Source organism: Kytococcus sedentarius DSM 20547 (assembly GCF_000023925.1).
GTDB lineage: Bacteria > Actinomycetota > Actinomycetes > Actinomycetales > Dermatophilaceae > Kytococcus > Kytococcus sedentarius.
Genome location: NC_013169.1, coordinates 1145035 through 1168559, shown reverse-complemented (window position 1 = coordinate 1168559; position 23525 = coordinate 1145035). Strand labels below are relative to the sequence as shown.

The 23525-nt window shown below is 72.6% G+C and carries 21 protein-coding genes; 5 read left to right on the top strand and 16 right to left on the bottom strand.

Annotated features, from left to right (window positions below):
• Positions 1 to 25: 25 nt before the first annotated feature.
• The 5 genes from KSED_RS05570 to KSED_RS13570 all read right to left on the bottom strand — a co-directional run bounded on the left by KSED_RS05570 (position 26) and on the right by KSED_RS13570 (position 6001).
• Complete coding sequence (locus tag KSED_RS05570; protein ID WP_015779126.1) at positions 26 to 814, bottom strand: sulfite exporter TauE/SafE family protein; 789 nt, start codon at positions 812 to 814, stop codon at positions 26 to 28.
• A 15-nt stretch (positions 815 to 829) separates the two neighbouring features.
• Positions 830 to 2620 carry a proline--tRNA ligase gene (locus KSED_RS05565; protein ID WP_015779125.1) on the bottom strand — a complete coding sequence of 597 codons (1791 nt, stop codon included), beginning with the start codon at positions 2618 to 2620 and terminating at the stop codon, positions 830 to 832.
• Positions 2621 to 2687: 67 nt separating this feature from the next.
• The gene (locus KSED_RS05560) at positions 2688 to 4229 is read right to left on the bottom strand and encodes a gluconokinase (protein WP_015779124.1); all 1542 of its coding nucleotides are present in this window, start codon (positions 4227 to 4229) and stop codon (positions 2688 to 2690) included.
• A gap of 109 nt (positions 4230 to 4338) precedes the next feature.
• On the bottom strand, positions 4339 to 5223 hold the full coding sequence (locus tag KSED_RS05555; RefSeq protein WP_015779123.1) for a GNAT family N-acetyltransferase: 885 nt from the start codon (positions 5221 to 5223) through the stop codon (positions 4339 to 4341).
• 43 nt (positions 5224 to 5266) lie between these two features.
• Positions 5267 to 6001 (bottom strand): DUF6882 domain-containing protein, encoded by a 735-nt coding sequence (locus KSED_RS13570; RefSeq protein ID WP_015779122.1) that lies wholly within the window; start codon positions 5999 to 6001, stop codon positions 5267 to 5269.
• Between the two features lie 131 nt (positions 6002 to 6132).
• Between KSED_RS13570 and KSED_RS05545 the strand changes: the two genes are divergently transcribed.
• From KSED_RS05545 to KSED_RS15550, 4 genes are all read left to right on the top strand, one after another.
• A complete protein-coding gene (locus KSED_RS05545) occupies positions 6133 to 7005 on the top strand; it encodes an ABC transporter substrate-binding protein (RefSeq protein WP_015779121.1) in 873 nt (290 codons plus the stop codon).
• A gap of 2 nt (positions 7006 to 7007) precedes the next feature.
• Positions 7008 to 7814 (top strand): amino acid ABC transporter permease, encoded by an 807-nt coding sequence (locus KSED_RS05540; RefSeq protein WP_041290874.1) that lies wholly within the window; start codon positions 7008 to 7010, stop codon positions 7812 to 7814.
• On the top strand, positions 7811 to 8587 hold the full coding sequence (locus tag KSED_RS05535; RefSeq protein ID WP_015779119.1) for an amino acid ABC transporter ATP-binding protein: 777 nt from the start codon (positions 7811 to 7813) through the stop codon (positions 8585 to 8587). The genes KSED_RS05540 and KSED_RS05535 overlap by 4 nt, the downstream gene beginning before the upstream one ends.
• Positions 8588 to 8710: 123 nt before the next feature.
• Entirely contained in the window at positions 8711 to 8839 is a 129-nt protein-coding gene (locus KSED_RS15550; protein ID WP_015779118.1) for a hypothetical protein, read from the top strand.
• Between the two features lie 24 nt (positions 8840 to 8863).
• Here the strand turns inward: KSED_RS15550 and ispG are convergent, their stop codons facing one another.
• The 7 genes from ispG to pta form a co-directional block, all read right to left on the bottom strand.
• Positions 8864 to 10021, bottom strand: a complete 1158-nt coding sequence (gene ispG / locus KSED_RS05530; RefSeq protein WP_041290873.1) for a flavodoxin-dependent (E)-4-hydroxy-3-methylbut-2-enyl-diphosphate synthase — start codon at positions 10019 to 10021, stop codon at positions 8864 to 8866.
• Positions 10022 to 10088: 67 nt separating this feature from the next.
• On the bottom strand, positions 10089 to 11417 hold the full coding sequence (locus KSED_RS05525) for a M50 family metallopeptidase (RefSeq protein WP_015779116.1): 1329 nt from the start codon (positions 11415 to 11417) through the stop codon (positions 10089 to 10091).
• Positions 11408 to 12598: a 1-deoxy-D-xylulose-5-phosphate reductoisomerase gene (dxr, locus tag KSED_RS05520; protein WP_015779115.1), complete on the bottom strand. Its 1191-nt coding sequence runs from the start codon at positions 12596 to 12598 to the stop codon at positions 11408 to 11410. Before dxr ends, KSED_RS05525 begins: the two co-directional genes overlap by 10 nt.
• A gap of 38 nt (positions 12599 to 12636) precedes the next feature.
• Entirely contained in the window at positions 12637 to 13596 is a 960-nt protein-coding gene (locus KSED_RS05515) for a GH25 family lysozyme (protein ID WP_015779114.1), read from the bottom strand.
• Between the two features lie 191 nt (positions 13597 to 13787).
• A complete protein-coding gene (locus KSED_RS05510; protein WP_015779113.1) occupies positions 13788 to 15290 on the bottom strand; it encodes an NAD-dependent succinate-semialdehyde dehydrogenase in 1503 nt (500 codons plus the stop codon).
• Between the two features lie 4 nt (positions 15291 to 15294).
• Positions 15295 to 16482, bottom strand: coding sequence for an acetate/propionate family kinase (locus KSED_RS05505; RefSeq protein WP_015779112.1), 1188 nt, complete (start codon positions 16480 to 16482; stop codon positions 15295 to 15297).
• Complete coding sequence (gene pta, locus KSED_RS05500; protein ID WP_041290872.1) at positions 16479 to 18584, bottom strand: phosphate acetyltransferase; 2106 nt, start codon at positions 18582 to 18584, stop codon at positions 16479 to 16481. Before pta ends, KSED_RS05505 begins: the two co-directional genes overlap by 4 nt.
• Positions 18585 to 18645: 61 nt before the next feature.
• Between pta and KSED_RS05495 the strand changes: the two genes are divergently transcribed.
• Positions 18646 to 19818 carry an LOG family protein gene (locus tag KSED_RS05495; RefSeq protein ID WP_237699570.1) on the top strand — a complete coding sequence of 391 codons (1173 nt, stop codon included), beginning with the start codon at positions 18646 to 18648 and terminating at the stop codon, positions 19816 to 19818.
• A gap of 32 nt (positions 19819 to 19850) precedes the next feature.
• Here the strand turns inward: KSED_RS05495 and rlmN are convergent, their stop codons facing one another.
• From rlmN to pyrH, 4 genes are all read right to left on the bottom strand, one after another.
• Positions 19851 to 21131: a 23S rRNA (adenine(2503)-C(2))-methyltransferase RlmN gene (gene rlmN, locus KSED_RS05490; RefSeq protein WP_015779109.1), complete on the bottom strand. Its 1281-nt coding sequence runs from the start codon at positions 21129 to 21131 to the stop codon at positions 19851 to 19853.
• 28 nt (positions 21132 to 21159) lie between these two features.
• Positions 21160 to 22035 carry a phosphatidate cytidylyltransferase gene (locus tag KSED_RS05485; protein ID WP_015779108.1) on the bottom strand — a complete coding sequence of 292 codons (876 nt, stop codon included), beginning with the start codon at positions 22033 to 22035 and terminating at the stop codon, positions 21160 to 21162.
• A gap of 22 nt (positions 22036 to 22057) precedes the next feature.
• Complete coding sequence (frr, locus tag KSED_RS05480; protein WP_015779107.1) at positions 22058 to 22618, bottom strand: ribosome recycling factor; 561 nt, start codon at positions 22616 to 22618, stop codon at positions 22058 to 22060.
• A gap of 63 nt (positions 22619 to 22681) precedes the next feature.
• Positions 22682 to 23419: a UMP kinase gene (gene pyrH, locus KSED_RS05475; RefSeq protein ID WP_015779106.1), complete on the bottom strand. Its 738-nt coding sequence runs from the start codon at positions 23417 to 23419 to the stop codon at positions 22682 to 22684.
• Between the last annotated feature and the right edge of the window lie 106 nt (positions 23420 to 23525).

Genomic DNA, 23525 nt, shown 5'->3' with positions numbered 1-23525 from the left:
CCGGCCCCGGCCGCCCAGGAGGACCTCAGGCGACCGGGGTCAGCAGGTCCCAACCCAGGCGCAGCAGGAAGGTGCCGACCACCACGATGAAGACCACCCGCACGAAGCCACCCCCGCGGGCGACGGCCGTACGGGCCCCGAGGTAGCCACCGATGACGTTGCCCAGGGCCATGACCGCACCGACCTCCCAGACGACCGCCCCCATCGGGACGAACACCACCAGCGCCGCGAGGTTGGTGGCGACGTTCGCGATCTTGGCCTTGGCGCTGGCGGCCAGGAAGTCGTAGCCGAGCAGGCCCACCAGGGCGAACACCAGGAAACTGCCCGTGCCGGGCCCCAGCGCCCCGTCGTAGAAGCCGATCGCCGCGCCGGCCAGGCCCGCCACCGCCAGGTGCTCCCGGCCGTCGAAGCGCATGCGTGCCTCCCGGCCGAGGTCCTTCTTCAGCAGCGTGTAGGCCCCCACGAGCACCAGCGCCCCCATGATGATGGGGGTGAAGGCCTCCTGGGGGATGGCCGCGGCCACCCGAGCGCCGAAGAAGGAGCCGGCGAAGGCCAGCACCGCCAGCGGGATGGCGGTGCGCAGGTCCGGCCGGACCCGCCGGTAGTAGGTCACGGCGCTCACCGAGGTGCCGGCAATGGCGGCGATCTTGTTCGTCGCCAGCACCTGGACCGGGGCGGCCTGGGGGAAGCCCAGCATCAGGGCCGGGAGCTGTACCAGGCCGCCGCCGCCGACCACGGCATCGATCCAGCCGGCAAGCAGGCCGGCGGCGAACATCAGGGCCAGGAGGGTGAGCGTGACCTCCAGCTCAGGCACGCGGCACCCGCCGGGTCACTGCCCGCGCACCTCTGCCACGACGGCCTCGACCGCGGCGTCCACCGCGACGGCGCGCGAGCTGCCCGCCGCCCGGTCCTTGATCTCGACCTCGCCCTCGGCCAGGCCCTTGCCCACCACGAGGATGGTCGGGACGCCGATGAGCTCGGCATCCTTGAACTTCACGCCCGGGGACACCTTGGGCCGATCGTCCAGCAGGACGGTCAGGCCCTGCTGCTCGAGGGCGGCCGTCAGCTCCTCGGCCTTCTCCAGCACGGCGGCGTCCTTGCCCGTCGCCACCACGTGCACGTCGGCGGGACTGAGCTCGCGGGGCCACACGAGCCCGATCTCGTCGTGGTGCGTCTCGGCCACGACCCCGACCGCGCGGGTGATGCCGATGCCGTAGGAGCCCATCTGCACCGTCACGAGCTTGCCGTTCTGGTCGAGCACCTTCAGGCCCAGCGCCTCGGCGTACTTGGTGCCGAGCTGGAAGATGTGCCCCATCTCCACACCCCGCGCCAGACGCAGCGGGCCGGCGCCGGTGGGGCTGGGGTCACCCTCGCGGATGCTGGCTGCGTGGATGGTGCCGTCGGCGGTGAAGTCCCGGCCGTGCACGAGGTCGAAGACGTGCTTGCCGGCCTCGTCCGCACCGGTCACCCAGGCCGACCCCGGGGTCACCAGCGGGTCCAGCAGGTACCGGATGCCGGTGGCGCGCTCCGCCCCCAGCACCCCGGGGCCGATGTAGCCCTTGGCGAGGTCGGGGTACTGCTCGAAGTCCGCCGTCTCGAAGGGCTCGACCACGGCCGGGGAGACCTGGGCCTCCAGGCGCTTGGCGTCGACCTCGCGATCCCCGGGCACACCGATGGCCAGCGGCTCGCGGGTGCCGTCGGGGTGCACCAGCACGACGAGGACGTTCTTCAACGTGTCGGCGGCCGTCCACTCCCGGCCGTCGGCGCGGGGGTGGTCGGCGTTCGCCGCGGCCACGAGCGTCTCGATGGTGGGCGTGTCCGGGGTGTCCTCCACGTGCGCAGCAGGCAGGTGCCCCCACAGGGCGGTGCGCTCGGCCTCGTCGGTGGGCACCGGCACCACCGGCATCTGGACCGCCTCGACGTTGGCGGCGTAGCCGGACTCGTCGCGGACGAAGGTGTCCTCCCCGGAGTCCATCACCGCGAGGAACTCCTCGGAGGCCGAACCGCCCATCGCACCGGAGTCCGCGTGCACGGCGACGTACTCGAAGCCGAGCCGGTCGAAGACCCGCGTGTAGGCCTTGCGGTGGCGCTGGTAGGCGGCCTCCAGACCGGCCTCGTCCACGTCGAAGGAGTAGGCGTCCTTCATGGTGAACTCCCGCCCGCGCAGCACGCCGGCGCGCGGCCGGAGCTCGTCGCGGTACTTCGGCAGGATCTGGAAGAGGCCCAACGGCAGGTCCTTGTACGAGGTGTACAGGTCCTTCACGGCGAGGGTGAACATCTCCTCGTGGGTGGGGCCCAGCAGCATGTCCGCGCCCTTGCGGTCGGTCAGGCGGAACAGGTCGTCGCCGTACTCGGTCCACCGGTTGCTCGCCTCGTAGGGCTCCCGGGGCAGCAGCGAGGGGAAGGCGATCTCCTGGTCCCCGATCGCCTCCATCTCCTCGCGGACGATGCCCTTGACCTTCTCCATGACCTTCAGGCCCAGCGGCAGCCAGGTGTAGATGCCCGGGGCGACGCGACGCACGTACCCGGCACGCACGAGCAGGCGGTGACCCGGCAGCTCGGCGTCGGTCGGGTCCTCCCGCAGGGTCCGCAGGAACAGGGTCGACATGCGCATCGCCATCGGCTCAGCCTCTCGTGGTCGGGACACGCCCGGCCGCGCGCCGGGTGCGGCACGAGGTTACCCGGCATCAGCTGCTGCGCAGCACCTCCGCCGCCCGTCCCAGGGTTTCGAGGGTGTCCGCGACGGAGTCCGTGAGCCGGTCGTACTGCGCCACGCGCTCAGGGTCCGGCCGGATGACCTCCTCGTCGCCGGTGAGGGTGTCCTCGTCCGCCAGCAGCTGCAGCGCCCCGGGCAGGTCGTCGGCCAGTCCGGTCGCCCACGCCCCCAGCGCGGCGGCGCCCAGACCCGAGCCCTCCGCCCCGGCCGCCACGACGAGGGGTCGGTTCAGCACCGCCGAGAGCACGTCGCGCCACAGGTCGCTGCGGAACACCCCTCCGGTGGCGCGGATCTCGTGGACGGGGTGGATGGACTCCACCTGCCGCAGCACGGCCTCGACCTGCAGGGCCACGCCCTCCACGGCCGCCCGGACGAAGTGGCCGCGGGTGTGGCTCGCGCGCAGCCCCACGAAGGCGCCCCGGACGGTGGGGTCCCACAGGGGGGCCCGCTCCGCCCCGAGCCACGGCACCATCGCCAGTCCCTCGGAGCCCGGCGGGACCGACCGCGCCAGCGCCAGCAGGTCGGCGTCCACCGTCTCCCCGGGGCTCCCCATGAGGTCCCGCCCGAAGACGTCACCGGCCCAGCGCACCACCGAGCCGCCGGTGGTCAGCGCGCCCCCGACCGCCCAGGCGTCCCGCGTGAGCGCGTAGCAGAACAGCCGTCCCTCGGGATCGATGCGGGGCTCGGGAACGATCTGCCGCAGTGCGGCGCTGGTGCCGGTGGAGAGACCGGCCACGCCCGGCTCCAGCGCGCCGGTCCCGAGGTTTCCCAGGGGGCCGTCGCCGGCCCCCACCACCACCGGGGTCGCGACCGGCAGCCCCAGGCGCTCGGCCACCCGGCGGGTCAGCCCCAGGGCAGCGGTGGTGTCCAGCACCTCCGGCAGCTGGTCCTGGCGCACGCGGACCAGCTCGAGCGTGTCCGGCGACCACTGCCGAGTGCGCAGGTCCAGCAGACCCGTGCCGCTCGCGCTGGAGAGCTCGGTGACGAGGGTGCCGGTGAGGTGGTGCAGCACCACGTCCTTGAGCCCGGCCCAGGCGCGCACCCGGCCGAAGAGCTCGGGCTCCTCCTGTGCGAACCACAACAGCTTCGACAACGGCGCGAAGGGGTGCACCGGCGTACCCGAACGCTCGTGCAGCTCGCGGGCCACTCCCTGGGTGGCCAGCCGCGCCGACTGCTCCGCGGCCCGGCCGTCGGCCCAGGTCGCCAGCGGGGTCAGCGGGCGCAGCTCGTCGTCGAGGCCCACCAGGCCGTGCATGGCCGTGCTCACCGAGAGGCAGGCCACGTGGCTACCGGCCACGCGGTGCACGCACTCCGCCAGCGCCGCCGCGACCGCCGCCAGCACCGTGGGGACCTCCTGGACAGCCCACCCGGGGCGGGGCCGCAGCAGCGGGTACTCCCGCTCCACCGTGGTCCTGAAGGGGGTGCCGACCCCGAAGGCCGTGACCTTGGCGGCCGTGGTCCCGACGTCGATGCCGATGACGACCTGGTGGGGGGGTGCCTGGTGCTGGGCCATGGTGGGCGGAGCTCCTGTGGTCGGTGTCGGGGGTACGTGGAGGTCGTGCGCGCGGGGGCGGTGCTGGGGGCGGGGGCTGGTCTGGCCCGTGCCGGGGTCGGCCCGGGGTCTACAGGATGATCGTCGCGAAGGTGCCCACGCGCCGCATCCCGACCCGTTCGTACACGGCGCGGGCAGCGTGGTTGTAGTCGTTCACGTAGAGGTGGACGGTGCCGATCCGCTCCCGGGGTGACCCGACGGGGCCGGGCGGCACCCGGCCCGGCCTCCACACCGCGGGCAGGCCGTCGGTCAGCAGCTGGTCCACCACCCCCGCCATGGCGCCGGTGGCCAGTCCGCGACCGCGTTGCGAGGGGTGCGTCCAGACCCCCTGCACCTGCGCCACCCCGAAGGCGACCGACCCCACATCGGCCTTGAAGACCACGCGTCCGTCCTCGACGACCACGAAGGTGCGGCCCTGGGAGATGAGCTGCTCGAACCCGGCCCGGTAGCGCGCCGGCGAGCCCTGGTAGGGCGGGTAGCCGATCTCCTCGGTGAACATGGCCGCGCCGGCGGGGTGCACGAGGTCGAGCTCCTCGAGCCGGGCCGGGCGCACCCGGGGATCGGCACGGACCCCCAGCTCCGCGGGCCGGGTGGAGGTGACCATCGACCACTGCTCCCACCGCTCGTCGCGCGCGGGCCCCCACAGCGGCCGCAGCTGCTCCCACAGCAGCCGCACGGCCGCGACCTCTCCGAAGAGCGAGCTGGACAGGGCCCGCCGCGAGCCCACGTGGTCGGCCAGAGCCGCCGCCGATCGCTCGTCGAGACCCACGGGCACCACGTTGGCGCCGCACAGGACCATCGCCTGCAGGCGCCCCCCGGCCACCCAGCCCAGCACCTGGCCGCGCGCGTTCAGGACCCCCTCCTCGATCCGGGAGGCGACGAACACCCGGGCCGCGGGGTCCTGGGCGCACAGCGAGAGGACCTCGTCGGTGTGCTGCGGGCCGAGGGCCGTCACGTGGGCGGCGGGCCGTCCGACCCCGCGCGGCGTCCGGAACACCTCAGGCCAGGTCGCTACGGATCTGGTCGATCCGTCCCTGCGCGTCGAGCTGGACCTCCACCTGGCCCTCGCCGTCGTCGAAGCGCACCCGCTCGCCGTCCGCCGACCAGGTGGCGGGCCAGGGCCCGTCCACGCCCAGGTGGTAGAGCGCGCGACGGTGGTCGGTCAGCAGGCCGGAGTCCGCGGCCTCCTCCAACAGCGCGGGCAGGCTGGACAGCTCGGGGGCCGGCAGGGTGATGCCCGAGATGAGGGTCACCACCCAGGTGCCGTTGCCCGCATCGGAGACGAAGTAGGGCTGGGTGCCGGTGACCTTCGCGGCCACGGTGCCCGCGTCGTGGGCGGCCGAGATGACGGCGGCCTCGACCTCCTGGCCGTCCAGCGACAGGGGCACCTCCTGCGAGGTCAGCTCGGTCACCCCGTGGGCCTCGCCGAACTCCCGCAGCTCGTGCGACAGCCGGGCGGCGGGCGCGTCGGCGAACATCTCGTTGGCCCAGGCCCACAGGAGCGACTGGGGCCCCGGCGCGACCGACCCGATGAGGTGCAGGTCGCCGGTGATCTCGGCGCTGTCCGAGGCGAACTGGATCTGCCCGGCCTCGAGGTCCACCCCCACCTGGGCGTCCGGGCCCACCTCCTGCTCCAGCAGCTGGTCGAACTGCCGCTGGGTGATGCGCGACCAGAGGAGGGCGTCGTTGAGGATCGTCGCGTGGTCGAGGGAGGGTGCCTGGGTCTGCTCCATGCCCGCAAGCCTAAGACCTCCCCCGGTCACGACCCGCCCCAGGTCACCGTTGGGTCGCGAAGAGGTTGCAAAGTGGTCACGAGTGGCTGCGGTGCCCCCCACGGTCCCCGCCGTGGCCCTACTTTCGGTGCATGAGCCACACATCCCCCCACCTGCGCCTGCTCGCGGTCGCCGCTGCCGCCGCCCTCACCCTCGCCGCCTGCGGATCGGAGGAGGACGACTCCACCGGTGGTGGTGGCGACGACGCCTCCGCCGACCTGTCCCTCATCAGCGACGGCAAGCTGACCGTCTGCTCAGACATCCCCTACGCCCCCTTCGAGTTCGAGGACCCCGACGCCGACTCCGGGTACTCGGGCTTCGACATCGACATCACCTCGGAGATCGCCAAGGGCCTGGACCTCGAGCTCGCCGTGAAGGACGCGGACTTCTCCGGCCTGCAGTCCGGGTTGGCGCTGAACTCCGGCCAGTGCGACCTGGTGGCCTCGGCCATGACGATCACCGACGACCGCAAGAAGAACCTCGGCTTCTCCGACGGTTACTACGACTCCCTGCAGTCCCTGCTGGTCCCCGAGGGCAGCGACATCACGGGCATCGGCGACCTGAACGGCAAGAAGGTGGGCGTGCAGCAGGCCACCTCCGGGGAGAAGTACGCCCAGGAGAACGCCGAGGGCGCCCAGCTGGTGGCGCTGCCCTCCAACGCCGAGATGGTGCAGGCCATCAAGGCCGGCCAGGTCGACGCCCTGCTGCAGGACCTGCCGGTCAACGTCGACAACGCCAAGGCCGGCGGCTACGAGGTGGTCGAGGAGTTCGACACCGGCGAGACCTACGGGCTGGCCGCCAAGAAGGACAACCAGGCCCTGTTGGACGCCGTGAACGCCGAGCTCTCCGAGATGCGCGACAACGGCACGTACGACGAGTTCTACGACAAGTACTTCACCGTGGAGGGTGAGGGCGAGGGCGAGGAGTCGCCCGCGGCCTCCGAGTCCTCCTCGTCCGCCAGCTGAGCATGGCACTCACCCGCAGACAACGCGGCCGGGCGCTGCAGGTAGGGCTCTACGTCCTGGCTGCAGCGCTCGTGGTGCTGCTGCTGTTCACGATGAAGTGGGACGCGATCGCGGCCAACTTCTTCCTCACCGAGGGCTTCACCGGCACGTGGGAGACCATGGTCCTCACGGCGGCCAAGAACACGATCCTCTACACGCTGGTCGCGTTCACCGGTGGCTTCGTGCTGGCCGTGGTGCTGGTGCTCATGAAGCTGGCCCCGGTGGCGCCCTTCCGCTGGTTCGCGACCGCCTACATCGAGCTCTTCCGCGGTCTGCCGGCGCTGCTGGTGATCCTGTTCATGGGCTTCGGCATCCCCATCGCCACCGGGTGGACCCCACCGGGTGGCACCGTCGGCGCCGGACTGGTCGGCCTGATGCTCGTGGCCGGGGCCTACATGGCGGAGACGCTGCGGGCCGGCATCCAGGCCGTGCCCAGCGGCCAGGTGGAGGCCGCCCGGTCGCTCGGCATGACGCCCGCGCAGACGATGGCGAGCGTCACCTTCCCGCAGGCGCTGCGGATCGTCGTGCCGCCACTGACGAACGAGCTGGTGATCCTCATCAAGGACACGTCGTTGCTGTTCGTGCTGGGCTTCATGACCCACCAGAAGGAGCTGACGACCGCCGCCCGTGACTTCATGAACGCCGGGCCCTCGGCCGGGACGTCCACCTCCCTGGTGTTCGCCGCGCTGCTGTACCTGGCCATCACGCTGCCGCTGACCCAGGTCGTGGCCTGGCTGGAGCGCCGACAGAACCGCAGGAGCACCCGATGACCTCCCACCGCCAGCTTCACCCCACCCAGGACCTGGACACCAACGCCCCGGCGATCAGCATCCGCGGCCTGCACAAGAGCTTTGGCGAGGTCAAGGTGCTCGAGGGCATCGACCTCGACGTGCACCGCGGTCAGGTGGTCTGCGTCATCGGGCCCTCGGGGTCCGGCAAGTCGACCCTGCTGCGGTGCGTGAACCGCCTCGAGGAGCCCACCGCCGGGCAGATCCTCATCGAGGGCGTGGACATCACCGACCCGGACACCGAGCTCGATGCGGTGCGCTCCCGCATCGGCATGGTGTTCCAGTCGTTCAACCTGTTCAGCCACATGTCGGTGCTGCGCAATCTCACCCTCGCACAGCAGAAGGTGAAGCGCCGCGGGCGCAAGGAAGCCGTGGCGATCGCGATGGAGAACCTCGAGCGCGTGGGCCTGGCCCACCGGGCCGAGGCCCACCCCTCGCAGCTGTCCGGCGGTCAGCAGCAGCGCGTCGCCATCGCCCGCGCGCTGTCGATGAACCCGGACATGATGCTGTTCGACGAGCCCACCAGCGCCCTGGACCCCGAGCTGGTGGGTGACGTGCTGGACTCGATGAAGGACCTCGCGCGCGAGGGCATGACGATGATGGTGGTGACCCACGAGATGGGCTTCGCCCGCGAGGTGGGCGACCACCTGGTCTTCATGGCCGGCGGCGACATCGTGGAGCAGGGAGACCCCCGCCAGGTGCTGGGCAACCCGGGGCACGAACGCACCCAGGACTTCCTGGCCAAAGTGCTCTGAGGCCCGACTCGGCGGCGGCGCGAGCGCGTCGTGGGCAGCGCCTCCGCGAGGTCGACCTCGCGCACAGGGCGGCTGGTGGCCCGAGCAGGTGCGGCACCCGGTCGGCAGGCCTACTGTCGGGGCATGCGCATCGGAAACACGGAAGTCCGCCCGGTCGGCGGCGGCCCCGGCTGCCTCGCGATGATCCTCTTCTCGATCGTCGCCTCGGTGGTGCTCACACTCCTGCTGAACGCCGGTCTCGCCCTGTTCTGACGGTGACGGCGCGGTGGGCCCTGTTCAGCCGACGCTGACGGTGGGCTGCCCCTCCACGCCGTCGACGGGTTCGCCCATGTCCTCGGCGATCCGCATCGCCTCCTCGATGAGGGTCTCGACGATCTGGCTCTCCGGCACGGTCTTGATGACCTCGCCCTTGACGAAGATCTGACCCTTGCCGTTGCCCGAGGCCACGCCCAGGTCGGCCTCGCGGGCCTCGCCCGGACCGTTCACGACGCAGCCCATCACGGCCACCCGCAGCGGCACGGTCATGCCCTCCAGACCGGCGGTCACCTCATCGGCCAGCTTGTAGACGTCCACCTGCGCACGCCCACAGGAGGGGCAGGAGACGATCTCGAGCTTGCGGGGGCGCAGGTTCAGCGCCTGCAGGATCTGGGTGCCGACCTTCACCTCCTCCACCGGCGGGGCCGAGAGGCTCACGCGGATGGTGTCGCCGATGCCCTTGGCGAGCAGCGCCCCGAAGGCGGTGGCCGACTTGATGGTGCCCTGGAAGGCCGGACCGGCCTCGGTCACGCCCAGGTGCAGGGGCCAGTCACCGCGCTCGGCGAGCATCTCGTAGGCCCGGATCATGACCACCGGGTCGTTGTGCTTGACCGAGATCTTGAAGTCATGGAAGTCGTGCTCCTCGAAGAGGCTGGCCTCCCACACGGCCGACTCCACCAGGGCCTCGGCGGTGGGCTTGCCGTACTTGTCGTACAGGCGCTGGTCGAGCGAGCCGGCGTTCACACCGATCCGCAGCGAGACGCCGGCGTCCTTGGCGGCCCGGGAGATCGCGCCCACCTGGTCGTCGAACTTGCGGATGTTGCCCGGGTTCACGCGCACCGCGGCGCACCCCGCATCGATGGCGGCGAACACGTACTTGGGCTGGAAGTGGATGTCGGCGATCACCGGGATCTGCGACTTGCGCGCGATGATCGGCAGCGCGTCCGCATCGTCCTGGGTGGGGCAGGCCACGCGCACGATGTCGCAGCCGGCCGCGGTCAGCTCGGCGATCTGCTGCAGGGTGCCGTTGATGTCGGAGGTCTTGGTGGTGGTCATCGTCTGCACGGTGACCGGCGCGTCGCCACCCACGAAGGTGCTGCCGACCTTGATCTTGCGACTCTTTCGGCGCGGCGCCACGGTCTGCGGGACAGGTGCGGGCATTCCCAGCGAAACAGTCATGCGCCCAGTATCGCAAGGATCTGCCCGCGCGCACCCACGCACCCCGGGTTCCGCTGGGTGGAGTGGGTCACCCCAGCCGCACCGGCGCCACGATGTCGGCGTAGATGAGCAACAGCCCCATGCCGAGCAGCACCACGGCCATGCCGGTGGCCAGCGGCATCATCCGCGCCACGTCCACGTGCCCCGGGTCCGGGAGGCCCCGCAGGCGCGCCCAGGCCCTCCTGGCCCCCTCCCACAGCGCGCCGGCGACGTGCCCCCCGTCGAGCGGCAGCAGCGGCACGAGGTTGAACACGAACAGGGCCAGGTTGAGGCTGGCCACCAGGCTGGTCCAGAACGCGACCCGCTCGCCCCAGTCCAGGCCGATCTCCTGGCTGGAGGTGACCTCGCCGGCCACCCGCCCGACGCCGACGACGGACATGGGCCCGTTGGGGTCCCGCTCCTCCAGGCCGAGCACCGTCTGGCCGACGTCCCACAGCCGCGCCGGAATCGTCAGTACCACCGATGCGGTGCGGTACAGCCCGTCGCCCACCACCGCCGGCACCTCGCTGACGGGCTGGCGAACCTGCTCCGATGCGGGCGACGCCCCCAGGTACCCGACCTCCTTCAGCACGGGGCGACCGTCGCGCTCGAGCACCTGGCCGTCCTGCACCACGGGGCGCTCCCGCAGCACCGGGTGGGCCGTGAGCTCCAGCTGCCGACCGTCGCGCTGCACCACCAGTGGCAGTTCCTGCCCCGCGCTGGCGCGGATGGCGTCGGTGAGCTGGGCCCAGCTGGTGACGGCCACCCCGGAGGCGCTGAGCACCCGGTCCCCGGGCTCCAGGCCGGCGGCGGCCGCGGGGCTGGGCTCGTCCTGCGGGCCGCACTCGGTGGCGGCCGGGTCCGCCGGGGCGCACTGGACGATCGTGGACAGCGTGGTGGTCGGCTGCGCGGTGCCGTGCAGGGTCAGCAGGCCGGTGATCAGCACCACCGCGATGAGCAAGTTCATCAGCGGGCCGCCGAGCATGATCATGACCTTGCGCCACACCGGCAGCTTGTAGAAGACGCGGTCGGCGTCCTGCGGCCCGACCTCCTCCATCGCCGCGTGGCGGGCGTCCTCGGACATCTGGTCCAGGAAGCCGGTCGAGGTCGAGCGCACCGTGCCGGCGGGGTCCTCCCGCCGCGGCGGCAGCATGCCGATCATGCGGATGTAGCCGCCCAGCGGGATCGCCTTGAGGCCGTACTCGGTCTCCCCGCGGCGGGTGGACCAGATGGTCGGCCCGAAGCCCACCATGTACTGGGTGACCTTGACCCTCGAGGCCTTGGCCGGGACGAGGTGGCCGATCTCGTGCAGCGCGATGGAGACGCAGATGCCCAGGAAGACGACCAGCACCCCCAGCAGGTACAGCATCAGCGGCATCCCGCAGCCTCGATGAGGCGGTGTGCGGCCGCCCGTGCCTCGTCCTCGGCGCTCAGCACGTCCTCCAGACGCAGGGAGCCGTCCTCTCCCCCGCTCCCGAGCTGCTCGACCACGGCGGCCACGGTGTCGGTGATGTCGGTGAAGGCGATGCGGCCGTCGTGGAAGGCGTCGACGCACTCCTCGTTGGCCGCGTTGTAGACCGCCGGGGCGGTGCCGCCCAGCCGCCCCACGTGGACCGCGAGGTCGACCGCCGGGAAGGCCACCGCATCGAGGGGCTCGAACTGCCAGGACTGCGCGCGGGTCCAGTCGGTGGGCTCGTCGACCTCGGCCAGGCGCTCGGGCCAGGACAGACCCAGGGCGATGGGCACCAGCATCCGGGGCGGTCCGATCTGGGCGATGGTGGAGCCGTCGCGGAACTCGACCATCGAGTGGATCTGCTGCTGTGGGTGGACCACCACCTGGATGTCGTCGAAGGGCACGTCGAACAACAGGTGGGCCTCGATGACCTCCAGCCCCTTGTTGACCAGGGTGGCCGAGTTCGTGGTGACCACGCGCCCCATCGCGAAGTTCGGGTGGGCCAGGGCCTGCTCGGGCGTCACCGCGGCGAGCTCGGCGCGGCTGCGGCCGCGGAAGGGGCCCCCGGAGGCCGTGATCACCAGCCGGCGGACCTCCTCCCGGCGGCCGCTGGGCAGGCACTGGGCGATGGCGGCGTGCTCGGAGTCCACCGGCACGATCTGGTCGGGACGCTGGAGGGCTGCCTTCACCAGCGGGCCCCCGACGATCAACGACTCCTTGTTGGCCAGCGCCAGGGTGCTGCCCGCCGCCAGGGCGGCCAGCGTGGGCCGCAGGCCGATGGAGCCGGTGATGCCGTTGAGCACCACGTCGACCGGGTCGGCCGCGAGCTCGGCGGCCGCCTCGGGGCCGGTCAGGATGCGGGGGCGTGCGTCCGCGCCGCCGGGCACGGCGTCCAGGGCCGCGCGCAATTCGTCCTGGCTGCCGCGGGCCAGCGCGACCGCCTCGGGCCGCAGGGCGACCACCTGCCGGGCGAACAGCCCCAGGTCACTGCCGCCGGCGGCGAGACCGTGCACGACGAAGCGGTCGGGGTGCTTCTGGATGACCTCCACCGCCTGGGTGCCGATCGAACCGGTGGATCCCAGCAGGGTGACGCGACGTGCAGACATGGGCGTCAGGGTACGTCCGCACCCGCCGCCCCCCGGCATCAGCGGCCGGCGGCGAGCTCCTGCAGCGCGGCGCGGTCGCCGTGGAAGCGGTTCACGTCGTACCCCTTGTCCGTGACCGGGCGGGTCTGCCAGACGGTGTGGCTGGCCCCGTGGTCCGACCACGACCACGGTGCGGTGCCGGGGGTGGCGTCGTAGCGCGCCAGCCAGAGGTGCACGTCGGAGTAGTCGGCCCGGCCCACGCAGGTGTTCCACCAGTCAGCGTTGGTGTAGATGACCGGCTTGACGCCCGTCAGCTGCTGGTAGCGGCCGACGAAGTCGCGCATCCAGGCGTCCATCTGCGCGTGGTCCAGCCCGTAGCAGACCGGGCCGTAGGGGTTGTACTCCATGTCCAGCGCCCCCGGCAGGGTGCGGCCGTCCGCGCTCCAGCCACCCCCGTTCGCCACGAAGAACTCCGCCTGGTGGGCGCCGGAGGACTCCGCCGGGTTGGCGAAGTGGTAGGCGCCACGGACCATCTGCTGCTCCGTGGCGCCGGTGTACTGCGCGCTGAAGACGGGGCTGGTGTAGTAGTCCCCCTCAGTGGCCTTGACCCACGCGAACTCCGCCCCCACGGCGGAGAACCACTGCCAGTCCTGCACGGTGGTGTGGCTGCTGGTGTCGATGCCGTAGGGACCGTGGGCGGCCTCGACGGCAGGGTCGATCGCGGTCCCGGTGCCCAGCGGCCCGAGGTGCTGGCCGGGGGCGCCGGCCGCGGGGCCGGTCCCGTCCTGGAGGCTCCACCCCATCGTGGCCTCACCGGGGCCGTCGATGCCCTGCTCGGACGCGTGGTCGGAAGGGGCCGGCGGCGTGCTGTCGGGCTGGGCCTGTGCCGGCCCGGCGGCGAGGGTGGGCAGGAGCAGGCCCGCTGCCAGCACGGTTGCTCCGCCGAGGCGGCGGTGCGACCGGGCGGTGGCAGGGCGGTGGGTCGGGGCAGTGCGGTGGGTCGGGGAAGCGTGTCGCATGAGCATCTCCGGAGGGAGGGGTCCACCGGCGGGCCGCGACCCCCGGTGCTGTCGGGTCCACGCTAGGGAGTCCGGCCGCGCCGGTGCGGTCCCGTGACCGCTGCCCCGGCGATCCGCACCGAGTCCTCAGGCGGCCTTGACCCGGGCGGACCGGCGCGGGGGAGCCTTCCGGCGCCCGCCCCGGCGCCTGCTCAGTCCGCGAGGCCCAGGTACTGCACCTCGAGGTACTCCTCCACGCCCTCGTGGCCACCCTCCCGGCCGAGCCCGGACTGCTTCACCCCGCCGAAGGGCGCAGCCGGTTGGGAGACCACGCCCATGTTGAGGCCGACCATGCCGGTCTGCATCCGCTCGGCGAAGGCCATGAGCCGCGAGACGTCGCGGGAGTAGACGAAGCCCACCAGCCCGAACTCGGTGTCGTTCGCAGCGGCCAGGGCCTCGGCCTCACCGTCGACGACCTGGATCGGCGCCACCGGCCCGAAGACCTCCTCGGAGAGGATGCGCGCCCCGGCCGGCACGTCCCCCAGGACGGTCGGCGGGTACCAGGAACCGCCCTCGGGGAGGCCCGTCCGCAGCTCCTGGCAGGCTTGCGGGCCACCGGCCAGGACGGTGGCACCTTGGTCGAGCGCGTCCGCCACCAGCTCGGTCACCTTGCCGAGCCCGTCGGCGTCGATGAGGGGGCCCAGGTCCGCGCCCTCGTCACCGCCGCGCCCGACCGACCGCTCGGCGGCCGCCGCGGCGAAGCGGGTGGCGAACTCCTCGGCCACCTCACGCACGACGATGAACCGGTTGGCGGCCGTGCAGGCCTGACCGATGTTCCGGAACTTCGCGGCCATCGCCCCCTCGACCGCCTGCTCCAGGTCAGCGTCGGCCAGCACCACGAAGGGTGCGTTGCCGCCGAGCTCCATGGACGTGCGCAGCAGGGTCTCGGCCGCCTGGCCCTGCAGGGCCCGGCCGACCGGGGTGGAGCCGGTGAAGGTGAGCTTGCGCAGGCGGTCGTCGGAGATGAGGCGCCCCATCACCTCGGAGGTGTTGGTGGTGGTGACGCAGTTGACCACCCCGTCGGGCACCCCGGCCTCGCGCAGCACCTCCATCAGCGCCATCGAGGTCAGCGGCGTGGCCGACGCGGGCTTGAGCACCACGGTGCACCCGGCGGCGAGCGCGGGGCCGACCTTGCGCGTGGCCATGGCCAGCGGGAAGTTCCACGGGGTGATCGCCAGCACGGGACCCACCGGCTTGCGCCGGGTGAGGATGGTGGACCCCCCGGCGGGGGCCGGCACCATGCGGCCCTCGAGGCGCACGGCCTCCTCGGAGAACCAGCGCAGGAACTCCGCGCCGTAGGCGACCTCGCCGCGCGACTCCTCGAGCGACTTGCCCATCTCGAGGGTCATCAGCGCCGCGAGCTCCTCGGTCCGCTCGATGAGCAGGTCGAAGGCGCGGCGCAGGATGTCCGAGCGCTCCCGGGGCGGGGTGGCGGCCCAGTCGGACTGGACGGCCACGGCCGCATCGAGGGCCGCCACGCCGTCCTCCTCCGCGGCGTCGGCGACCTCGCGGAGGGTCTCCCCGTCGCTGGGGTCGGTCACCGCGAAGTACCCGCCCCCGGAGGCATCGCGCCACTGTCCCCCCACGAACAACCCGGTCGCCTCCGCCGGGACGAGGTCGTCGATCTGCTTCCTCAGGTCACTGTGCGTGGTCATGCCCTCAGGGTGTCACCGTCGCTGCCGCGGCGCGAGCGATGTACAGCTCCTCGTTGGTGGGGGTCACCAGGACCGCCACCTGCGAGTCGTCGCCCGAGACCACCGTGGACCCCGGCCGGCCGCGGGGCACCGAGGTGTTGCGCCCCGCATCGAGGCGGATGCCCAGGACGGCCAGCCGCTCGCACACCTCGGCCCGCAGCTCGACGTTGTTCTCGCCCACCCCCGCGGTGAAGACCAAGGCGTCCAGGCCCCCCATCACCGCGTGGAAGGCACCCACGTAGCGCACGATGCGGTGGATGCTCACGTCGAGCGCCAGCCGGGCCCGCTCGTCGCCGGCCGTGGCGGCCGCGCGGACCTCCCGCATGTCGTTGGTGCCCGTGAGCCCCTTGAGCCCGCTGCGCCGGTTGAGCAGGTCGTCCAGCTCGTCGGCGTCCAGGCCGTGGCGCAGCAGGTGGAGCAGGACCCCGGGGTCGATGTCACCGGGGCGGGTGCCCATCACGAGTCCCTCCAGCGGGGTCATCCCCATCGAGCAGTCCACCGGGCGTCCGCCGTCGACGGCGGCGGCCGACGCGCCGTTGCCCAGGTGGAGCACGATCACCTTCAGCTCGGCCGGGTCGCGCCCGAGGTCCTCGGCGGCGCGCTGCGAGACATAGGCGTGGCTGGCGCCGTGGAAGCCGTAGCGCTGCACGGCGTACTCCTGGGCCACCTCGGTGTCGATGGCGTAGGTGCGCACCTCGGGAGGCAGCTCGGCGAAGAAGCCGGTGTCGAACACACTCACGTGCGGGACCTCGGGGAGCTGCTCTCGAGCGGCCTCGATGCCCTCGATGTTGGCCGGGTTGTGCAGGGGCGCCAGCGGCGAGAGCTCCCGCAGGACGGCCAGGGTCTCGTCGTCCAGCACCACCGGGCGGTCGAAGCGGCGGCCACCGTGGACGGTGCGGTGGCCCACCACCTCCACGTCCGCGAGCAACCCCGCCCCGCCCAGCTGGTCCAGCACCCACGCCAGGGCCGCACGGTGATCGGCGAACGGTTGGCTGGTGCTCTGCTCGCCCTGGCCCTCCTGCTCGATGGTGGCCGCGCCCTCGGTCTCGCCGATGCGCTCTGCCAGCCCCTTGGCGCGCACTGCACCCGTGGCCGGGTCGACCACCTGAAACTTCACCGAGGAGGACCCGGCGTTGATGACCAGTGCGCTCACGAGGTGCTCCCTGCGTCGTCGGAGGCCGCCTGCACGGCCGTCATGAGGATGGTGTTCACGATGTCGTCCTCCAGCGCCCCGCGCGAGAGGTCGTTCACCGGCCGGGCCAGGCCCTGCAGCAGCGGCCCCACGGCCAGGGCGCCGGCCATGCGCTGCACGGCCTTGTAGGTGTTGTTGCCGGTGTTCAGGTCCGGGAAGATCAGCACCGTGGCCCGGCCCGCGACCGGCGAGTCGGGCATCTTGGAGGCGGCCACGGAGGGCTCCACGGCCGCGTCGTACTGGATGGGGCCGGCCACCGGCAGGTCCGGTGCGGCCTCGCGCACCAGGTCCGTGGCCTCCCGCACCTTCTCCACCTCACGGCCGGAGCCGGACTCGCCGGTGGAGTAGCTGAGCATGGCCACCCGGGGCTCGATGCCGAAGGCGTGCGCCGTGGCTGCGCTGGCCACGGCGATGCCGGCGAGCTCCTCGCTCGTGGGCTCCGGGATCACCGCGCAGTCGGCGAACACCAGGACGCGGTCGGCCAAGCACATCAGGAAGGCGCTGGAGACCTCGTTGCTGCCCTCGGCGGTGCCGATGACCTGGAATGCCGGGCGAATGGTGTCCGCGGTCGTGTGGGCCGCGCCGCTGACCATGCCGTCGCACTGCCCGTCGCGGACCAGCAGGGTGCCGAAGTGGTTGGCGTCGGTGACCACGGTGCGGGCGGTCTCCAGCGTCATGCCCTTGTGCCGTCGCAGGTCGGTGTACAGCTCCGCGAGCCGCTCGGCATCGGGGTCGTCCGCGGGGTCGCGCAGGGTGGCACCGGAGAGGTCCACCCCCAGCTCCTGGGCGCGCCGCTGCAGGGCCCCCACCTCCCCGAGGATGGTCAGGTCCACCAGGTCCCGCGTCAGCACCCGGCCCGCGGCGCGCAGGATGCGGTCGTCCGACCCCTCGGGCAGCACGATGTGGCGGCGGTGCTGGGCGGCCCGCTCCACCAGCTGGTGCTGGAACATCAGCGGGGTCACCACCGTGGTCGGCCGGACGTCGAGCTGTTCCAGCACGGCCCGGGCATCGAGGCGGGCGCCCACGTGGGCCAGGGCCGCGGTGGTCTTGCGACCGCTCCCCTGCCCCAGCAGACCCCGCACCGAGGCCGCGGCGCGTGCGGTCTCGTAGGTGTGGCCGGCCGTCTCGATGACGGGCAGGCGCAGGTTCAACCCGTCCACCAGCTCACGCACCCGCTCCCCCAGCTCGAAGCCGCCGTTGAGCACCACCCCGCTGAGCGTGGGCAGCCGGTCGGAGGTGTGCGCGGCGATCAGCGTGAGCAGGATCTCGACCCGGTCGCTCGCCGCGATGCACAGCTGCCCGTCGGACAACCGCTCCAGGATGTGTTCGGGGTTCATCCCGCCCACCAGGATGTCCTCTACCTCGCGGTCCAGCGCGGCCTCGTCGCCCCACAGCTGCGTCCCGTCCACCGCGCCCATGACGTCGCGCACCGTGGGGGCCGACAGCAGGGGCAGGTCGGCGATGGTGGCCAGCACCGGCACCGCGGTGCCGTCCTGGGCGACCAGCCCCTCCAGGGCGAGGGTCACCGCATCGGGGTCCACCCCGGTGACGCGGTTGCACACCACGCCGAGCACCGAGGCGTGCTGGGCCTGCGCCTCGTGGACGCACATCTCCACCACCGTGCGGACCTGCTCCCCGGTGCGGCCGTCCCCGTGGACCACCAGCACCAGCCGCGCGGAGAGGTTGGCCGCCACACGGGCGTTGAAGGAGAACTCGGTCGGCCCGGTGACGTCGGTGAAGTCGGACCCGAGCACGATCACCAGGTCGGACTGCTCGGCCACCCGGTGGTAGGCGCTCACGATGCGGGCCATCGCCTCGTCCTCGTCGGCGTGGACGTCCTCGTAGGTGGCGCCCACCGCATCGACGGGGTCGATGCTCGACCCGGCGCGGCTCAGCAGGGCCGACAGGATGGGGTCGCTCTGCCGGTCCTGCTCGCGGGCGACGGGGCGGAACACGCCCACCCGCTCGACGGTGGCGACGGCCGCCTCCACGAGCGACAGGGCGATGGCGGACTTGCCGGTGTTCCCCTCCGGGGAGGCGACCATGACGGTGCGGGCACTCATGGGGGCAACTGTGCCAGCCCGGACGCCGCAGGGTGCGGGCAGCCGGGGATACCGTGTGGGGGTGACGCCCGAACCCCCGCACCAGACGCCCGCGATCCCCCTGGCCGGCCACCGCGTCCACGCCCACACCTGCGGCCAGGAGGTGGCCACCGGCGAGGAGCTCGACGCCCTGCTGGCACAGGTGGAGGACGGGCTCCGCACCCTCTACCGGGTGGCCCTGGAGGACCTGGACCTGCGTCCCTTCGCCGCCCGGCTCCTGGCCCTGCCCCTGCCCGCCCTGCGGGGTCTGGTGCTCTTCGGCGGGCAGGTCCCCGCCCCACTGCGCGACCACCTGCTGGCCGCCGGCGCGACCCTGTTCCCGGCGATCCCCGACGCCCCCGTGGCGCCCTATCGCGGCCACGCCTACACGGCCGGCGAGCTGTTCGCCGGCCTGGACCGCGGGTACGAGCAGACCCCCGACGCGCGGGCGTACGCCTGGTTCCGCAACGAGCGGCTCGAGGGCGACGCCTACGTCTCACTGCTGCGCGCCATCCACGACGACTCGATGGTGGACGCCCTCATCGACCCGCTGGCCGGCCGCAGCGTGGTCGGGGTGATGGGCGGGCACTCCCTGGCCCGCGGCACGGCGAACTTCGCCGCCGCCGCCGGGCTGGGCCACACCCTGGCGCAGGCCGGGCACGTCGTGCTCACCGGCGGTGGGCCCGGCGCGATGGAGGCCGCGAACCTCGGCGCCCTGGCCCCCACCGCCGGGGCCCTCGCGCGGGCGCTCGAGGTGGTGGGCGAGGTGCCCTCGTTCGAGGACGTCGAGGCCTGGGCGCGGGCCGGTTTCGCCGCCCGCGCCGAGTGGGACGAGCCGGCCGACCTGCGCAGCGTGGGCATCCCGACCTGGTTCTACGGCCACGAGCCGCCGAACGTCTTCGGCCAGTTGGTCGCCAAGATGTTCAGCAACGCCCTGCGCGAGGACGTGCTGCTGGCGCAGTCGACCGCGGGCCTGGTGGTGCTGCCCGGCGCCGCGGGCACGGTGCAGGAGATCTTCCAGGTGGCCACCCGGCTGTACTACGCCACCCCCGGCAGCGAGCTCGGGGCCCTGGTGCTCGTGGGCCGCGAGCACTGGACCCACAGGCTGCCGGCGTGGCCGCTGCTGCAGGCCCTGGGCGCCGACCGCGACATGGGGACCGTGCTGCACCTGGTGGACTCCGTCGAGGAGGCCGCAGAGCTCATCGGGCCGGCCTGAGCCCCCAGGGGCCCAGGCCGGCGGGCACGCGCTCAGGCCAGCGTGCCCTCCGGGGCCGCGGCGAGCTGACCGCAGGCGCCGTCGATGTCCGAGCCGCGCGTGTCGCGGACGGTGGTCGGGATGCCGCCCGCCCGCAGCCGCTCGACGAACTGCTGCTCCACCCCCGGGCGGGAGGCGGTCCACTTGGACCCGGGCGTCGGGTTCAGCGGGATGGGGTTGACGTGCACCCACCCGCGGCCGCGGGCGTTGAGCTTCTCGGCCAGCAGGTCCGCCCGCCAGGCCTGGTCGTTCATGTCCCGGATCAGCGCGTACTCGATGCTGACGCGCCGGCCCGTGGTCTCGAAGTAGCGGTAGGCGGCGTCCAGCGCCTCGTCGACCTTCCACCGCTTGTTGATGGGCACCAGCTCGTCGCGGAGCTCGTCGTCGGGGGCGTGGAGGCTCAGCGCGAGCGTGGCGGCCACTCCCTCGGCGGCGAACTTGTCGATGGCGGGGACCAGGCCGACGGTGCTCATGGTGATGCCGCGGGCGCTCATGCCGAGGCCGGCCGGCGCCGGGTCCACCATGCGGCGCACCGCATCGACGGCCTTGCGGTAGTTGGCCAGGGCCTCCCCCATGCCCATGAACACCACGTTGTGCACGCGGTGCGGGCCGCCGGCGGCCAGCGGGGTGTCCAGGGACGCGTCCTCCACCTCGTCGGCGCCGGCGTCGAGGGACGGGTCGGCGTCGTTCTCGCCCAGCTCCACCTGACCCTCGGCCAGCGCCGGCGGCGGTGCCAGCCCGGGGGCCTCGGGATCGTTGAGCATGCGGTTCGCAGCCACCAGCTGACCGACGATCTCGGCGGTCGAGAGGTTGCGCGTCAGGCCCTGCTGCCCGGTGGCGCAGAACGGGCAGTTCATGCCGCACCCCGCCTGGCTGGACAGGCAGAGCGTCACCCGGTTGGGGTAGCGCATCAGCACCGACTCCACCAGCGCCCCGTCGTGGAGGCGCCACAGGGTCTTGACGGTGGCGCCGTCGTCGGCGCGCATCACGCTCACCGGGGTGAGGAGCTGCGGCATCAGACCGCGGACCATCTCCTCGCGGCCGGCCTTGGGCAGGTCGGTCATGGCGGCGGGCTCGTCGGTGTACCGCTCGAAGTAGTGCTTGGAGAGCTGGTTGGCGCGGAAGGCCGGCCACCCCGCATCGGTCACAGCCTGCTTGCGCCCGGCCGGGTCGAGGTCGGCCAGGTGCTGCGGCGGCTTGCCGCGGCGGGGCGCGGCAAAGGTCAGTTCGCCCGGGCGGGGCGCCGTGGTGGTGGGCTGCGGCAGGTCAGTCATCCTGCCCATTGTCCCACTCCCCCGTCACTCAGGGCGCAGGGACGGTCGCGGCCAGGATCGCCCAGGCCACCGGAGCGGCCACCAGCAGCGAGTCGAGCCGGTCCATGATGCCGCCGTGACCGGGCAGCAGGTCACTCATGTCCTTGATGCCCAGGTCCCGCTTGAGGGCCGACTCGGCGAAGTCGCCGACGGTGGAGGCCAGGGCCACCGCGATCCCCAGCGGGACACCCACCCAGAGCGGCCCGTCGACGAGCCAGGCCATGGAGGCCACGCCACCCAGCGCGGCCAGGGCGACCGAGCCGGCGAAACCCTCCCAGGACTTCTTCGGGCTGAGGTTCGGCGCCATCGGCCGGCGCCCCAGGAAGACGCCCGTGGCGTACCCACCGATGTCCGAGCAGGCGACCATGAGCACCAGGGCGATCACCCGCATCACGCCGTCCTCGGGCGCCACCAGGAGCACGGCGCACGCGGCGAGCACGCCCACGTAGCCGGTGATCAGTGCGGCGCCGGTGACGTCCGCCAGCGCCCGCGGCAGGCCGGTGGGCGCTGCGTGGTGGGGGTCCTCCACGTCATCGCGCTGGGGCCGGTAGGCCCGCCACACCACCTGCAGCACGAGCATGCCGACCGCGGCCAGGGCCGCCCCGGAACCGCCGGCGAACCAAGTGGCCCAGACGATCACCATCGGCCCGATGACGGTGGGCACCACGGGCACCCGGATGCCGCCGGGACGGTTCTTGAGGGCGTTCATCAGCTCCCACGCGGCCACGGCCCCCGCGGCGCCCGCGAGCAGCACGAAACCCTCGCGCCGGATCACCAGGGAGAGGATGATCAACGACGCGAGGGCGACGGCGACCGCGATGGCCGCGGGCAGGTTGCGGCCCGCGCGCGGGGCGGGGGTGGTCACGGAGGCGTGGGCGAGCCGGAGGTCAGACCTCGAGCAGCTCGGTCTCCTTGGCCTTCAGGATGGTCTCCACCTGGTCGGTGTGCTTCTTGGTGAGGGCCTCGAGCTCCTTCTCACCACGCGCGCCCTCGTCCTCACCGATCTCGCCGTCCTTGACCAGCTTGTCGATGTGCTCCTTGGCGGCACGGCGGATGTTGCGCAGCGAGACGCGGGCGTCCTCGCCCTTGCCCTTGGCGAGCTTGATGTACTCCTTGCGGCGCTCCTCGGTGAGGGCCGGCAGCACGCAACGGATCTGGTTGCCGTCGTTCGACGGGTTGACCCCGAGGTCGGACTCGCGCAGGGCCTTCTCGATGGCGCTCATGGCCGACTTGTCGAAGGGCTGCACCAGGATCGTGCGGGCCTCGGGCACCTGGAAGGAGGCCAGCTGCTGCAGCGGGGTCGGGGCGCCGTAGTAGTCGACCATGATCTTGGAGAACATGCCGGCGTGGGCACGGCCGGTGCGGATGTCCGCCATGTCCTCGTGGGCGACCTCGATGGCCTTGTCCATCTTCTGCTGGGCCTCGGCCAGCGCGTCCTTGACGGTCATGCGCGTCTCCTGTGTCGTGGTGTCTCTGGTGGTGTCGTGCCGGGTCGTGCCGAGCGGGGTCGCTCAGTCGGCGGTGACGATGGTGCCGATTCTCTCACCGCGCAGTGCCTGCTCGATGGCGCCCTCGCCCTGCATGCCGAAGACCATCATCGGCAGCTTGTTCTCCATGCACAGGGAGAAGGCGGCCGCATCGGCGATGCGGAGCTGCTTGGACAGGGCCTCCGAGAAGGTGAGGCGCTCGTAGCGCTCGGCTGTGGGGTCGGTCTTGGGGTCCGCGCTGTAGACGCCGTCCACGCCCGACTTGCTCATGAGCACCTCGTCGCACTTGATCTCCAGCGCTCGCTGGGCGGCGACGGTGTCGGTGGTGAAGAAGGGCATGCCCGCGCCCGCACCGAAGATGACCACGCGCCCCTTCTCGAGGTGGCGGATGGCGCGGCGCGGGATGTACGGCTCGGCCACCTGCGTCATCTCGATGGCGCTCTGCACCCGGGTGTCGATTCCCTCGGACTCGAGGAAGTTCTGCAGGGCGAGGCAGTTCATGACCGTGCCCAGCATGCCCATGTAGTCCGCCCGCGTGCGCTCCATGCCCTTGGTCTGCAGCTCGGCGCCGCGGAAGAAGTTCCCTCCCCCGACCACGACGGCGACCTGCACACCTCCCCGGACCGCGCCGGCGATCTGCGCGGCGATGCCCTTGACGACGTCCGGGTCCACCCCGACGGAGCCACCGCCGAAGACCTCTCCGGACATCTTCAACAGCACCCGGCGCGGTGTCGCGCTGCTCTGCTCTGTGGTCGTGCTCATCGGCGCCTCCTGGGGACGTTCGTTCGGGGGCCGAGCGGCCCGGACGATCCTTGCACACCGGGGCACGCGAACGGGGCACGGCCCACCCGGTGGGTGGACCGTGCCC

Bases quoted from the DNA above. Each gene is read 5' to 3' on its own strand.
- KSED_RS05565 (WP_015779125.1), bottom strand. From the start codon at position 2,620: ATGGCGATGCGCATGTCGACCCTGTTCCTGCGGACCCTGCGGGAGGAC.
- KSED_RS05560 (WP_015779124.1), bottom strand. From the start codon at position 4,229: ATGGCCCAGCACCAGGCACCCCCCCACCAGGTCGTCATCGGCATCGAC.
- KSED_RS13570 (WP_015779122.1), bottom strand. From the start codon at position 6,001: ATGGAGCAGACCCAGGCACCCTCCCTCGACCACGCGACGATCCTCAAC.
- KSED_RS05545 (WP_015779121.1), top strand. From the start codon at position 6,133: ATGAGCCACACATCCCCCCACCTGCGCCTGCTCGCGGTCGCCGCTGCC.
- KSED_RS05540 (WP_041290874.1), top strand. From the start codon at position 7,008: ATGGCACTCACCCGCAGACAACGCGGCCGGGCGCTGCAGGTAGGGCTC.
- KSED_RS05535 (WP_015779119.1), top strand. From the start codon at position 7,811: ATGACCTCCCACCGCCAGCTTCACCCCACCCAGGACCTGGACACCAAC.
- KSED_RS15550 (WP_015779118.1), top strand. From the start codon at position 8,711: ATGCGCATCGGAAACACGGAAGTCCGCCCGGTCGGCGGCGGCCCCGGC.
- ispG (WP_041290873.1), bottom strand. From the start codon at position 10,021: ATGACTGTTTCGCTGGGAATGCCCGCACCTGTCCCGCAGACCGTGGCG.
- KSED_RS05525 (WP_015779116.1), bottom strand. From the start codon at position 11,417: ATGCCGCTGATGCTGTACCTGCTGGGGGTGCTGGTCGTCTTCCTGGGC.
- dxr (WP_015779115.1), bottom strand. From the start codon at position 12,598: ATGTCTGCACGTCGCGTCACCCTGCTGGGATCCACCGGTTCGATCGGC.
- KSED_RS05515 (WP_015779114.1), bottom strand. From the start codon at position 13,596: ATGCGACACGCTTCCCCGACCCACCGCACTGCCCCGACCCACCGCCCT.
- KSED_RS05510 (WP_015779113.1), bottom strand. From the start codon at position 15,290: ATGACCACGCACAGTGACCTGAGGAAGCAGATCGACGACCTCGTCCCG.
- pta (WP_041290872.1), bottom strand. From the start codon at position 18,584: ATGAGTGCCCGCACCGTCATGGTCGCCTCCCCGGAGGGGAACACCGGC.
- rlmN (WP_015779109.1), bottom strand. From the start codon at position 21,131: ATGACTGACCTGCCGCAGCCCACCACCACGGCGCCCCGCCCGGGCGAA.
- frr (WP_015779107.1), bottom strand. From the start codon at position 22,618: ATGACCGTCAAGGACGCGCTGGCCGAGGCCCAGCAGAAGATGGACAAG.
- pyrH (WP_015779106.1), bottom strand. From the start codon at position 23,419: ATGAGCACGACCACAGAGCAGAGCAGCGCGACACCGCGCCGGGTGCTG.